Here is a 13,616-nt window from a genome sequence, read left to right as displayed (position 1 = left end):
TCCCGTTCCCGACCGGACGTCTGTTCCGCGCTCAACACCCTGTTCGCCGCCGCAGGGCGCGAATGGGAGACTGCCGTGTGCTCGAGGATCTGCTGCCGCCGTCCGTCGTCACCGTCGAGGCGTTCGGCGACGACCCGGGCGAGCCGTGTTTCCCCGGCGAGGAGGATCTGGTCGCGACCGCTGTCGACAGCCGCCGCCGAGAGTTCGTGACGGCCCGCCGCTGCGCCCGCGAGGCCCTGGCCGGCCTCGGCTTCACACCCGCGCCGATCCGTCCCGGGCCCCGCCGCGAGCCGATCTGGCCGGCCGGCGTGGTGGGCAGCATCACCCACTGCACCGGTTATCGCGCCGCCGCCGTGGCCCGTACCGCGGATCTGGAGAGCCTGGGCATCGACGCCGAACCGCACGCCCCGCTGCCGCCCCGGGTCCTCCCGGCCGTGACCACCCCGGCGGACCGGGACCACCTGGCCGGGCTGGCCGCACGGGATCCGTCGGTGCACTGGGACCGGCTGCTGTTCTGCGCCAAGGAGGCCGTCTACAAGGCGTGGTTCCCGGTCACCCGCCGATGGCTCGGCTTCGAGGAGGCGAGCCTGACCGTCGACCGGGAGCGGGGGACCTTCGCCGCCCGGATCCACGTCGACTCGCCGTGGCCCGCCCTGCACGGCCGCTGGCAGGTGGCCGGCGGCCTGGTGACCGCCGCCGTCACGGTCACCGGGGAACCCGCCGCCGCGAACTAGTCGAAGTGCTGCAACCCGGGCCAGACCAGGGACCACGGGCGGTCCATCCGGCACACGTGGACACGTACCCCGACCTCCTCGTTCTCCACCCCCGGGGTGTTGTGCAGGGTCGCCTTCGGTGTGCAGGTGCCGAGCCCCTCGGGCGGCGTGTCCAGCACCGCGATCACGATGCGCTTGGAGTCCGGTGGCGGGCCGAACCCGTGCAGCGCGTTGTGTCCGCTGTAGACCTGCGGCAGCCGCAGCGACGGGCCGTACCGGTCGAGGGCGCCGGCCTCACCGTAGTTGCCGGTGAACAGGACGGACCGCCGCTGGTCGGCCTCCGACAGGCCGGCCCACACGGTGCCGATCTGCCACACGTACTGCCGCCAGCCGACCTGGTCGGCGATCGTCTGGTTCAGCTCGGCCGGCAGTGACCCGGCCAGGTCCCGCTCCGGGATCACCGGCAGCGACGTGACCACCGCGGCCGCCGACGTGACCAGCGCCGCCCCCGCGACGAGCGCCTGACGGCCACGGCGCCCACCGGCCCAGCGGGCGACAGCGACGGCGCCGACGGCGTGCAGCCCGAGCAGCAACCCCGCCGTGTAATACGGCTGCCCGGCCGTCAGGAAGACCAGAACCAGCATCAGGGGGTACGCCACGACGAGCGCCCGCAGCCGCCGCAGCCGGGGATCACGCACCGGGGCGACCAGCCCGGCGATCCACACCGGAGGCAGCGCGAGCAGGGCGAACTGGAGCGGCAGCAGCATCGCCCGGGACTCGGCGCCCTTGTTCTCCGCGATCGCCGCCGCCATCTGCGCCTGGGGGAACCCGTTCGCCACCTGGTAGATCAGGTTCGGCGCGCCGATCACCACGGCCAGCGCCACGCCGATCCACACGTGCCGCGACCGCAGCACCTCGCGCGGCCCGGCCAGCAGCAGCGCCGCCCCCAGGCAGAGCAGCAGCAACAGGACCAGATGCTTGTTCCACAGACCGAGCCCGGCGACGGCCCCGGCGTATGCCCACGAGCGGGGCCGGTCCGAGAGCAGCGCCCGGACCACGAAATACAGCACGCCCGTCCAGACCAGCAGGTCCGGTGCGGAGGTGGCGGTGACGTGCGCCGAGGAGAGCGGGACGACACCGAACACCCCGGCCGCGGCCAGTGACTGGGCGGCCGTGCCGCCGCCGGCCTCGCGGGCGATGGCGGCGGCTGCCAGCGCGGTGAGCCCGAGCAGCACGGCGGCCGGCACCCGGATCGCCCACAGGGTGTCGCCGAACGCCTCGATGCCGAGCCGGACCAGCATCGGGGTGAACGGCGGCTGGTCGACGTAACCCCACTGCGGGTGCTCGCCGAGAATCCGGAAGTACAACTCGTCGCGGTGGTAGCCGTATCCACCGGCGGTGATCAGAAGCAGCAGCGTGGCGGCGGACGCGATCAGGCCGGCCGGCCACCAGGCGTACGGCCTCCGGGCAGACTCCATACGCTGTGTATCTGACGTGTCACTGAGCGCATCGACCACGGTCCCACCGTACGGGTTCCCGCCCGCCGGCCGCCAATGTCAACTCGACCAGCCCGCACCCAGCAGGCACGTGCCACACCCGCGGCACGCGCCGTCACCCTCGACCGTCCCGTCCGCACGCAGCAGATACGGGCAGGGATCCCCGGTCGGTGTGGCGTAGCGGCGAACCGGCTCGACCTTCACCGGCTGTTCCGAAACGGTCGTGGTGGTCATGCCTCCATTGGCCCACGGAACCCGCGCGCGGACCCGGGCCGGAAGTCCCGCCGATTCGGGCGGGTCCTCCCCTGGTCCGCCGGTGCCATCATGAGATCGGCTACGTCCGTCGATGTCCACGGAGGAGCGTTGACCGAGTCCGAGCCCCGTGAGCCCCGCCCCCGCGACCCCGAGCGCCCGGCCGCCGTCGAACGGGCCCGTGCGGGCGTGCGCTCCTGGGTCCGGGCGACCGGCCGCCGTGCCCGGGCCGGACTGCGATCGGCCAGCCCGTACGCCATCCTCGCCTTTCTCACCGCCTCCGCGGTCGCCCCGGTGGCCGGCGCCGGCCTCGGCGCCCCCGACGCCTTCGCCGCCGCCCTCGACCAGGTCGGCGGCCTGGGCAGCAACTTCCTCGCCGACAGCCTGACCGAGACGGCGAAACGGCTGCGCGACCGGGACCCGCGGGCGGCCGGCTGGAGCGAGGAACAGTGGCGCGACGCGATCGCCGCCGACCTGCTGCCCCGGCTCGCCGCCGCCGACGAGCGGGGCAAGGCCCTGCACGAGGAGGTCTCCCGGGTGCTGCGCGAGGTGGACGCGGTCGGCGCCGCCATCGCCGAGGCCGCCACCACCGACGAGGAGCTGCGGCACCAGCTGGAGGCGGCGTTCCGGGAGCTCGGGCTGGGCGTGGGCGAGCTGGGCTGGATGCTCGCCGAGGTGCGGCAGAGCGTCGACGGGCTGCGCCGGCAGTTCGCGGTGCAGAGCCTGGAGCTGAGCCGCCAGCTGGAGCAGGTCCGGCGGCACCTGGCCGAGGTGACCCGGGAGCAGCTGCCGGGCGGTGACGGGGTGCCCGCCGACGTGCCCGGGGGAGCCGTTCCGCCGTACCCCGGCCTGGTCAGCTTCCAGCCGGAGGACGCGTCCCGTTTCCGCGGCCGGGAGACGCAGATCGCGCAGCTGCTCAGCTGGCTCGCCGAGCAGGCCGTGGGCGGGCCGCCGCTGATCGTCACCGGGGTGTCCGGCGCCGGCAAGTCGTCGCTGCTGCGGGCCGGACTGCTGCCAGCCCTCGGCGTCGGCGCGCTGGGCGAGGAGCCCGCCTCGTGGGCCTGGGTGCTGACCGCGCCCGGCGCCTCCCCGCTCGCCGACCTGGTGGGCCGCCTGTACGGCCTGGCCGCGTCCGGCGCCTCCCCGCTCGCCGACCCCGTGGGCGGCCTGGCCGGGCCGGACGACGAGGTGCCGCACGACGACCTGGTGAAGGCGGTGCGTGCGGAGCCGTACCGGATCGGGGCGCTGGCCGCGAAGGCGGCCGCGGCGGGCCGTCGCCCGATCGTGGTGGTGGACCAGTTCGAGGAGCTGTTCACCCAGTGCCCCGACCCGGCCGAACGCCTCGCCTACGCGACGGCGCTGGCCGAGGCGGCGCCCGCGCTCGTGGTGATCGCCGTCCGCTCCGACTTCTACCCGGCCTGCGCCGCGCTGCCGCCGCTGGCCCGGATCCTCGCCGCCGGGCACGTCGTGCTGGGACCGCTGGACGCGGCCGAGATCCGCCGGGCCGTCGTCGAGCCGGCCGAGCACGCCGGCCTCACCGTCGAGCCGGGCCTGCCCGACCTGCTGCTGCGCGACCTGGGCGCGGACGGGCCGGACGGCTACGAGCCGGGGGCGCTGCCGCTGCTGGCCCACGCGCTGCGCGCCACCTGGGACCGCCGGGAGGGCATCCGGCTGACCGTCGCCGCCTACCTGGCCACCGGCGGCATCCGGCACGCGATCGCGGAGACCGCCGAGGGCATCTACCTCGACCTGCCGCCGGAGGACCGCGACCGGCTGCGGGACGCCCTGCTCGCGCTGGTCACGGTCACCGGCGACGGTACGGCCGTGCGCCGCCGCGGCGAGCGGGCGGCCAGCGACTCCCGGGTGCTGCGCCGCCTGGTCCGGGCCCGGCTGGTCACGGTCGGCGCGGACACCGTGGAGATCAGCCACGAGGCGCTGCTGACCAGCTGGCCGCGGCTGGCCGGCTGGGTGGCCGAGGCCCGCGAGGACCTGCTGCTGCGCCAGTCGGTGACCGAGGCGGCCCGGGACTGGGACCGGTCCGGCCGCGATCCCGACCTGCTGCCCCGGGGCTCGCGCCTGCTGGCCGCCGGCGAGCGGGTCCCGGCCGGTGACGGCGTGCCCCCGCTGGTCGGCGAATATCTGGCGGCCGGGGCCGCGGCCGCCGCCGGTGAGCAGCGGGCCCGTGAACGCGCCACCCGGCGGCTGCGCCGGATGGTCGCCGGGCTGGCCGCGGCCCTGCTGCTGGCGGTGGGCGGCGGCCTGGTCGCGGTGGACCGGCAGCGCACCGCCGACGCGGCCGGCCGGGACGCCCGCTCCCGGCAGTACGCGGCCGAGGCCGTGGCCCTGCTGGACCGCGACGAGCCGGCCGCGGTCCGCCGGGCGCTGGCCGCCTGGAGCGAGGAGCCGACGACCGAGGCCCGGGGCGCGCTGCTCTCCACCCAGATGGTGCGCTTCGCCGGGCAGCTCGGCACGGTGCCGGGCGGCTACTCGGCGGCGGTCAGCCCGGACGGGTCGCGGATCGCGGTCGGCGACAACAAGGGCATCGTACGGCTCTGGGACACCGCCTCGCTGACCGAGGTGGGACAGCCGCTCGCCTACCCGGCGCCACCGGAGGGCATCGAGACGACCTGGGTGGTCTCGGTGGCGTTCTCCCCGGACGGCCGCTATCTGGCCTCCGGCGCGCTGGTGCCGGACAACGGGGTGCGGATCTGGGACGCGGCCACCGGCGAGCCGGTCCGGGCGCTGCCCGCGGCCGGGGCGGTCGACTGGCTGCCCGGCAGCACCACGGTGGTGGCCGGGGGCACCGCCGAGCCGAAGGACCTCGGGCTCTGGGACGCGGTCACCGGGCGGGTGGTCCGTACCGTGCCGGTCGGGCTCGACGCAGTCACGTCACTGTCGGTGAGCCGGGACGGCAGGTACGTCGCGGCGGCCGGTCCGGGCGGGGCCGCCGAGGTCCGGCGGGTCGACGACGGCCGGCGGACGATGGCGCTGACCGGCCCCACGTACCTCGCCTTCGGGCCGGACGGCTCGCTGGTCACGAACGAGGCGGGGCCCGGCGGGCAGGGCCGGCTCCGGCAGTGGGAGCCGGGCACCGGCCGCAAACTGCGCGACATCACCCCGGAGGGGCACACGAGCGCGCCGCCGGCGCCCTTCGCGGTCGCCGGCGACGGCATGATCATCTCGGCGGCAGCGCTGCGCAGCGTGGACCTGTGGTCGATCACCAACGGCACGCACGGCACACTGCGGACCGGCCTGTCGTCGTACGGTGCGGCGGCCGCCTCGGCGAACGGCCAAGTGGTCGTGGTGACCGCGCCGACCGGGCCGTCGGTCGTGCACCGGCGGGTCGTCGACTCGCTGAACACCGACGGCGAGGTCTACGGCGCGGTGTTCTCGCCGGACGGGCGGCGGATCGCGGCCGGCGGCCAGGACGGCACGGTCCGGGTCTGGGACACCGCCACGAGGGTACGGACCGCGTCGTTCCGCCCGGCCGGACCGGTGAACGGGCTGGTGTACGCGGCCGACGGGCTGCTCGGCATGATCACCGCCGAGGGCACGCTGGAGCTGTGGGACGAGACCGGGAAACGACAGTCCTCGACGGACCTCGGATCGTGCACGGGTGATCTGGCCGCGTCCCCGGACGGGCGGCTGCTCGCGGTGGCGACGTTCGCGTGTCTCGGCGAGGGCCCGGCCTGGACACCCGGCGGAATCCAGGTCTACGACGTCGACACCCGCCGGATGCGCGGGACGATCACGCTGGCCAAGCCCTCCGAGGAGAAGGTGGAGTCGAGTTATGCGCTCGACTTCTCCGCCGACGGCGCCACCCTGTACGCCGCGGTGACCACCGGCAGTGTCGCGCGGAACGACGAGGGCTTCACCGGCGACCTGCGCTCCTGGCGGACCGCCGACCTGAGCGCCGTCGGCGAGCCCCGGCCGTTGGGCCGCTACCAGCCACTGGACCTGGCGGTCGCGCCGGACGGCCGCACCATGGCGGTGGCCGGGACGAACCGGCGGGTCGACATCCGCTCCGGCGACGGCTCGACCTCCCTGTGGACCACCGCCGAGCAGGGGGAGCAGGTCGACCGGGTGGCGTACGCGCCGGACGGGCGGACCCTCGCGGTGGGCGACCGCAGCGGCCCGGTCCAACTCTGGGACACCACGACCCGGGCGCCGCTGGCCACCCTGCGCGGGCACGCCGGCGTGATCGCGGCGCTGGCGTTCTCACCGGACGGCCGGCTGCTGGTCAGCGGATCGTTCGACTCGCTCGTCTCGGTGTGGCCGCTCGACCCGGCGACGGCCGGCCGCAAGCTCTGCGGCATCGCCACGTCGCTGAGCCGCAACGACGGCGCTCCCGTCCCCGACTATTGCCGGCAGTTCGGCTGAAGCGGGCCCCGGATGCCGGCACGTCCTCCGTTCCGGCACACCGGGTCGTCCCCTTCCGGACAGTCGCCTCGACGATCGAACCGGTCCGGCGGCCTGGGCGTACCCTCCTGCGAAGACAGCAAGCGACAGTTGTCGATCAAGCTGGACGGATCACCAATGGGCGAGCTCGCCAGACTCCTCGAGCGCATCGACGCCGAGGCCACCACCCCGGACGGCCAGATCCGAGCCCGCCTCTCCGGGCGAATGCAACTGGCCCTGGAGTTCCGGAACCGGTCATACGGGTCCTGCACCGACGCCGAACTGGGTCGCCGCCTGAGCCGGATCGCCACGATGCTCTGGGTGCGCTATCACCGGGAGTACGTCGAGGTGGAGAACTCCTTTCTCGGCTTTCCCGAGCCGGATCCCGATCCCGAGGACCGCCGGTTCGAGCAGGAGGCCGAGGAACTCACCGTCTCCGCATCCTCGCCGGGTGGATGGGTGACCATGACCAGCCGGGCACTCGCCTTCTGGACGGTCGATCTGGCAGCCGGCACCCAGCGGTCGCTGGCTCAGGACCGTTTCGTCACCGAGGCACTGGCCACGGGATCCGCCACCATCACCGCATACCGGTCAGCCCGGATGCGGCTGCTCGACAGGTACTACGACCTGGCCGACGGTTTACCGCCCTGGCGGCGGAGCAGGCCCGCCGGCCGACCGACGGGGGAGCGCTGGTGAACAAGCATCGCTGGTCCAGATCTGCAGCCGCTGCGGCGCTGCTCCTGACGGGAGGGCTCGCCGCGTGCACGAGCCGTGGCGCCGAGGAGAATCCGCCGGTGGCCGCTTCGGCGATCCCGCGGCCGGCCACGTCGCTGCCCGCCGAATGTCTGCCGACGATCACCGAGATCGGGTTCACCGCCGACGAGCGGGACGTGCGGTACGGCGTCGCCACCCGTAACGCCTGTCCGTACGCCCTGGTCAATGCCGCGGTGACGGTGCGGGTCCTCGGCGCGGACGGCCGCCGGCTCGCCGGTGAGGACATCGATCTACCCGACCTGACGGTCCTGCTTCCGGGTCAGGAACTTGCGGGAGCCGGCTATTTCCAGCTGGACGACGCGGTCCGGGTCGGCACTGTCGAAGCCGTGTTCACCGGCGGTGAGCCGGCCCCGGCCGACGCGTTCGCGGCGTGGCCTCGCACGGTCCGGGTCGCCGACCTGACCGTCAGCACGCCCGACAGCCATGGCCGTTCCGCGGTGACCGGCCGCATCGTCACCGAGCCGGCGGGCGCCGCGCTCTGCTCACCGGCGGCGAGCCTGATCCTCCGGGATCGCGCCGGGAAGATCATCTACGGACGGCCGGCCCTCATCCGCGGCGACCGGGTGAGCGTCGATCTGGCGGTGCCTGAGGCCGCGGATCCGGCCAGGACGGAAATCGCCGTCGCCCAGGGTCAGGACGCGCTGCGCGCGAATCCGGTGCCGGTCGCGGCGTGTGCCGTCTGAGCCGGACGAGACGGAACGGGGAGAGACATGTCCGAGTACTTCACCACCGACATCAACGCCCTCTACATCATCGGCCGGATGGATCTGCCGCTGCTCGGTCTCACCTACGCCAAGGTCAACAACGTGGTGGCGGAGACCGCCGTTGCGGAGCAGGCAGCCTTCCAGGACCCGCCCGGTGGGCCGCCCGCCCGGATCGCGGGTCTCTGGCGGATCCTGCGGGACGACCTGCAGAACATCCTCGCGCAGAACGCGGAGAACCTGCACATCGCTGCCGCAACCGTGGTCCACATCGCGGAACTCTACGAGGAGACCGACACCGTAAGCGGCAAGGCGATCCTGCGAACCGACTGGGGAGCCGGCGGCACGCCGCACGGCACGGTGACCGGCGAACGCGTCCCGGCCGAGGCGCCGCCTCCGCTCCGGGTCGCGTGGTATGAGCGGGCCATGGCCAAGGACTACGTGTACCGCAGTTACAGCGATCTGCAGAACCTGGGTCAGCGCATCATCGACAAGGCTGCCGAGGTCGTCCTCTGGCAGGACGAGTCGTACAGCATGGCACAGCAGGGCTCGATCAACGACTACAGCCGATACGGCTCCGTCGGCGTCGACACCGACAACCCGCACTACCAGCCGCCGGCGTCGGGTGAGCCGTCGGACAACGCCAACGTCCAGGAGTACGTACGACAGGCGCTCGCCGACGTTCCCCAGTACTTCACCGCCTTCTCGGTTCCCGACCCGGACACCGCCGTCGAAGGGATGACCGGGCCGCTGTACCGGGTGGCCGGCACCCTCATACCCAACCTGCGGATCTCCCGCCGAGCCGAAGGACAACTGTCCACCGAGGTCCTCGCCGGCGACAGCGGAGAGTCCGAATCGATCAACCAGCTGGTCGGGAACATCGTCAACATCCACATGAACCATTGGGAGGGCGACGGGGCGACCGAGTTCTCCGGCTACTGCAGCAAGCTGAGTGAAGCGGCGCTGTTGCAGCAGCATGTGGCTCTCAACCTGGCCGAGATCATGGAGGCTCACCTGGAGATCCGCCGCTGTCAGCTCACCGACGCGTGGAACATCGGCGAGGACACCATCAAAGTGCTCGACTCGCTCGACGCCTGGTGCCTGAACCGGAAGAAGAGCACGCAGACCGTGCTGACCGTCGCCGGCGCTATCGCCGCCGTGATCGTGGTCGCCGTCGCGCCGGAGAGCATCCCGGCCGGAGCGGTTCTCGGTGCCGAGGTCATCCAGGGCCTCGGTGCCACTCTCGGCACCGTCCCGGACAGGAAGGACGAGCCGGCGCCCATCTCGGGAGCCACGGTCCAGGACGTGATCCAGTCGATGTCCACTGCCCTCTATACCCTGCAGGCTCGTATCGATGAGCAGGAGGAACTGCTGGTCGTCGCACTCGGGGCGATGAGCCGCACCATGGACCAGGTGCGGACCAAGCTCGTTCCTCCCGCCGCTGACGTTTTTTCGGTCTCGACGACGCGCCCCTGCCCGACGTCAAGGCGGACTTCTACAACCGCTGAGGCCTTCCGGCGATGTGGGGGCGCCCGGCGTCCGCGGTCAGATCTGGCGGTTTCGGCCGGCGGCCATGCCGGCCAGGATCTGCGGGACCATCAGGGCGACCATCAAGGCCAGCGGCACCCGCCAGCCGCCGGAGGCGTCGTGCAAGGCCCCGACCAGGATGGGGCCGGGGATGGCGAAGAGGTAGCCGATGCTCTGGGCGAACGCGGACAACTGCACGACGGTGGCGGGGGTGCGGCCGCGGAGGGCGATCATCGTCAGGGCCAGGGGGAACGCGGCGTTGACGATGCCGAGGAGGATCGCCCACAGCCAGGGGGCGGCGGCGGGGGAGGCCCACAGGCCGGCCCAGCCGGCGATGCCGAAGAGGCCCAGGCCGAGGGCGATGCCGCTCTGCGAGCGGAGGCGGCCGGCGTACGCCGAGAGCAGGAACGACAGTGGCACGCCGAGCAGCGACGTGACGGCGAACAGGACACCGGCCAGCGCGGGGGAGAGGCCGGCATCGCGGTAGATCTCCGGGAGCCAGCCGATGATCACGTACGCCGAGGTGGACTGCATGCCGAAATACACGGCGAGGGCCCACGCGACCGGGTGGCGGCTCACCCGTACCGCGGAGGGGGTGTCGGAATCGGCGGTGACCTCGCGCGATCGGGCCATCATCAGCCACGGCGGAAGGGCGAGGAGCGCGGCCAGCGACCAGCAGGCGAGCCCCAGCCGCCAGTCGTCGCCGAAGGCGCCGGTGATCGGCACGGTCGCGGCGGCGGCCGTGGTGGCGCCGATGTTGAGCGCCACCGAGTAGAGGCCGGTGACCGTGCCCACCCGGTCCGGGAAGCGGTCCTTGACGATCGACGGCAGCAGCACGTTGACCAGGGCGATCCCGGCCAGGGCGACGGTGCTGAAGAGCAGGAACAGCGCGGCGCCGCCGGCGAACGGCCGGATCGTGAGGCCGGCGGCGAGCAGCAGCAGACCGCCGAGGACGACCCGCGCGGCGCCGAACCGCCGGGCGAGGCGGGGCGCCGCGAGACCGATCGAGGCGAAACACAGCACGGGTACGGACGTGAGCAGCCCGGCCACGGTGGCGCTCATGCCGAGCCCGGCCCGGATCTCGGTGAGAACCGGGCCGATGCTGGTGACCGCGAGCCGGAGGTTGACCGCGGCGAGGAGGAGCGCCGTCAGTGCGAACAGCCCGCCGGCACGGGTCTTCTCCTGGATCACCACTCACCCAGCGTATCGGGTGACCGGCGTAACACTCCTTACAGCGTCGTCATGCGGCGGTGGCCGGCTCCTGCTCACGCTCGATCTGCTCGTTCCACTCGCGCTTGCTGGACTGCCAGCCGTCCTCGTTCATGCCGCGCCGCCAATACCCGGAGATGGAGAGCTGGCTCATCGGGACGGCGAGCTCGACCCGCAGGAACCGGCGCAGCTCACGGACGGCGTTGGCCTCGCCGTGCACGAACGCCTGCAGCCGCCCGGCCGGGAAGTCCAGCCCGCGGACCGTGTCGACGAGCCCGGCGCCGGCGCCCCGGTGCAGCCAGGTGATCTCGGCGTCCGCCCGGGTCTCGATCTTCTGCTCCTCGTCGGGGCCGGCGACCTCGATGAACGCCCGCACCTTCGCGCCCTCGGGCATCCGCTCCAGGGCCGCGCTGATCGCCGGCAGCGCGCTCTCGTCGCCGGCGAGCAGGTGCCAGTCGGCCGTGGGGTCCGGCGTGTAACCGCCGCCGGGGCCCATGAACCGGAACGGGTCGCCGGGCCGGGCGGACGCCGCCCACGGGCCGGCGATGCCCTCGTCGCCGTGAACCACGAAGTCGACCCACATCTCGCCGGCCTCGGGCAGCCATTTACGCACCGTGTAGGTCCGGACGACGGGCCACGCCTCACGCGGCAGCGTCTCCCGGATGACGCCCTGATCGAACGGCTCCGGATAGGTGACCCCGGGCAGCGGGAACAGCACCTTGATGTAGTGGTCGGTGAACTCCCCGGCGTCGATCCGGGTCAGAGCGTCACCGCCGACCACGACACGCACCATGTGCGGGGTCAGCTGCTCCACGCGGGTGACCACACCCTCGTGGGCCGGTCGCGCGGGTCTGTTCGCCATGGACTGCACCTCACTGCCGAAAGGGAACTGCCGTCGATCGGTCATCGGCGGGTAAGGCTACCCTTATTTTGGCCGATCAACCCGCCCGGCTCCACTTTCCGGAAATTTCTCACCCGGTGGCCGCCGGGTGTGGCGATCCGGGGGATACGCAGCCCGGACATGCGGGCGGCGGGCAGGACCGAGAGGGTCCTGCCCGCCGTCACGGGTGCCGTGGCGCGGGGTCAGCGCCAGGTGTTGCGGGGCCGGGTCCGCAGGAAGGCCGCGATCAGCAGGCCGATCAGGACCATCACCGCGCCGCCGCCGATCCACGCCAGGTTGCTGCTGACCAGGTTGACGGCGCCGCCCTGGGCGGGGGGCTCGGCGACCGTCCCGCCGCTGGTGCGCTCCGGCTGGTCGGGGGCGCCGTCGCCGGGGTCGGCGGCGAGACCGGGACCGTCGGTGGGCTCGGCGTCGACGTCGTATTCCGGCTCGGCCGCCTTGGTGGTCTTCTTCGTCGTGACCGGCTTCTGGGTGTTCTCCTCGGACTGCGAGGATTCTTCAGAGTTTTCAGACTCCGAAGATTCGGACTTCGTGCCGGCCGGGGTCCTGGTCGGGGTCGGGGTGGCCTTGGTGGTCGCCCCCGAGGTGCCGGCCTCTTCCTCGTCCTCGTTCTTCGTGGTCGTGGTGTTACGCGGGGTCGCGGTGATCACGGTGCTGTTCGGCTTGGCGGTCGCCGGCTTCGTCGCCGGCGTCGTCGGGGTCACGGCGCCGCCGTTGTTGTTCCCGCCGCCGTTGTTGTTCCCGCCGTTGTTGCCGCCGCCTTGGTTGCCGCCTTGGTTGCCGCCTTGGTTCCCGCCGTTGTTGCCGCCGCCTTGGTTGCCGCCTTGGTTGCCGCCGTTGTTGCCGCCGCCCTGGTTCCCGCCGTTGTTGCCGCCCTGGTTGCCGCCGTTGTTCGCGGCGCGGACGGTGACCCGGACGGAGTCGAGGGCCGGCGTCTGGTTGGCGCGCTCCATCATCGGGATCCGGTGCGACCCGTCACCCGCCCACGACGAGCACTGGAACTCGCCCTCCTGCGGCAGCCCCGGCACCTGAATGGTCACGGTGTCCGGCTCGGCGCCGCCGCGGCGGTCCTCGGTCGCGACGAAGAACGCCGGCACCGGCGCGGACTCGGGCGCCTCGTCGTCGCTGTTCAGGATCCGGCAGGCGGTGTGGAAGTGGCCGCGGACAATGCCGTTCTGCAGGACGCTGCTCTCCACGTAGTACCCGCCCTGCCCGGCCGCGAGGAACCGGTCCCGGATCAGGTTGCGGGTGCTGATCCGCAGCTGGAACGGCGTGCCGACGGTGACCTCATCGGGCGCCTGGGTGATCAGGAGAGTCGGGTTGTTGGCGGCCACGCCGACCTCACCGAACTCGGTCGAGACGCACCGGTTGCCCTTCTGGAAACCGTCGTGCGCCTCCAGATCGCTGTCCACACAGGTGTCGGTGAGGATCGTCAGGTTGTTGCCGACGACCTTTCCGGCTCCGCTCTCACCGGCCTTGGTGCTGTTGTCGGTGTCCGCCGCGTTGGCGAACTGGGTGAAGCCGATCACCCCGCCGATGGCGATGACTACTGCGCCGGCGGCCAACAGCCGGGTACGTCGTTGCCCCGAGCTTCGCATGACGAGACCTTCTTTTTCCGATTCCCCGGTCAATGACGGCGCCGGAT

General features: G+C 72.9%; 10 protein-coding genes. 4 read left to right on the top strand and 6 right to left on the bottom strand.

Annotation, left to right across the window (positions count from 1 at the left end; genetic code table 11):
- The first annotated feature begins 77 nt into the window (after positions 1–77).
- On the top strand, positions 78–734 hold the full coding sequence (locus BM290_RS15905) for a 4'-phosphopantetheinyl transferase family protein (protein WP_093614589.1): 657 nt from the start codon (positions 78–80) through the stop codon (positions 732–734).
- Here the strand turns inward: BM290_RS15905 and BM290_RS15900 are convergent.
- Together BM290_RS15900 and BM290_RS48330 are read right to left on the bottom strand one after the other, a co-directional pair.
- Positions 731–2,191, bottom strand: a complete 1,461-nt coding sequence (locus tag BM290_RS15900) for a glycosyltransferase family 39 protein (RefSeq protein WP_093614587.1) — start codon at positions 2,189–2,191, stop codon at positions 731–733. The genes BM290_RS15905 and BM290_RS15900 overlap by 4 nt on opposite strands.
- Before the next feature lie 78 nt (positions 2,192–2,269).
- The gene (locus tag BM290_RS48330; protein ID WP_177319726.1) at positions 2,270–2,443 is read right to left on the bottom strand and encodes a hypothetical protein; all 174 of its coding nucleotides are present in this window, start codon (positions 2,441–2,443) and stop codon (positions 2,270–2,272) included.
- A gap of 129 nt (positions 2,444–2,572) precedes the next feature.
- Between BM290_RS48330 and BM290_RS15895 the strand changes: the two genes are divergently transcribed.
- The 3 genes from BM290_RS15895 (at position 2,573) to BM290_RS15885 (ending at position 8,316) form a co-directional block, all read left to right on the top strand.
- Entirely contained in the window at positions 2,573–6,841 is a 4,269-nt protein-coding gene (locus BM290_RS15895; protein WP_093614585.1) for an AAA family ATPase, read from the top strand.
- Positions 6,842–6,997: 156 nt separating this feature from the next.
- Entirely contained in the window at positions 6,998–7,555 is a 558-nt protein-coding gene (locus BM290_RS15890) for a hypothetical protein (protein WP_093614583.1), read from the top strand.
- Positions 7,552–8,316, top strand: coding sequence for a hypothetical protein (locus BM290_RS15885; RefSeq protein ID WP_143133751.1), 765 nt, complete (start codon positions 7,552–7,554; stop codon positions 8,314–8,316). The genes BM290_RS15890 and BM290_RS15885 overlap by 4 nt, the downstream gene beginning before the upstream one ends.
- Positions 8,317–9,365: 1,049 nt before the next feature.
- On the opposite strand, the gene BM290_RS15870 is transcribed toward BM290_RS15885, so the two are convergent.
- The 4 genes from BM290_RS15870 to BM290_RS51060 all read right to left on the bottom strand — a co-directional run bounded on the left by BM290_RS15870 (position 9,366) and on the right by BM290_RS51060 (position 13,569).
- Positions 9,366–9,557, bottom strand: a complete 192-nt coding sequence (locus BM290_RS15870; RefSeq protein WP_143133750.1) for a hypothetical protein — start codon at positions 9,555–9,557, stop codon at positions 9,366–9,368.
- A 322-nt stretch (positions 9,558–9,879) separates the two neighbouring features.
- Positions 9,880–11,055, bottom strand: coding sequence for a CynX/NimT family MFS transporter (locus tag BM290_RS15865; RefSeq protein ID WP_093614573.1), 1,176 nt, complete (start codon positions 11,053–11,055; stop codon positions 9,880–9,882).
- Between the two features lie 46 nt (positions 11,056–11,101).
- A complete protein-coding gene (locus BM290_RS15860; RefSeq protein WP_093614793.1) occupies positions 11,102–11,932 on the bottom strand; it encodes a siderophore-interacting protein in 831 nt (276 codons plus the stop codon).
- 221 nt (positions 11,933–12,153) lie between these two features.
- Positions 12,154–13,569, bottom strand: a complete 1,416-nt coding sequence (locus BM290_RS51060; protein ID WP_093614571.1) for a hypothetical protein — start codon at positions 13,567–13,569, stop codon at positions 12,154–12,156.
- Between the last annotated feature and the right edge of the window lie 47 nt (positions 13,570–13,616).

It is taken from the genome of Actinoplanes philippinensis (genome assembly GCF_900113015.1).
Lineage (GTDB): Bacteria > Actinomycetota > Actinomycetes > Mycobacteriales > Micromonosporaceae > Actinoplanes > Actinoplanes philippinensis.
Note: the sequence above shows the minus strand (reverse complement) of the source record. Positions and strands in the feature narration are given on the sequence as shown.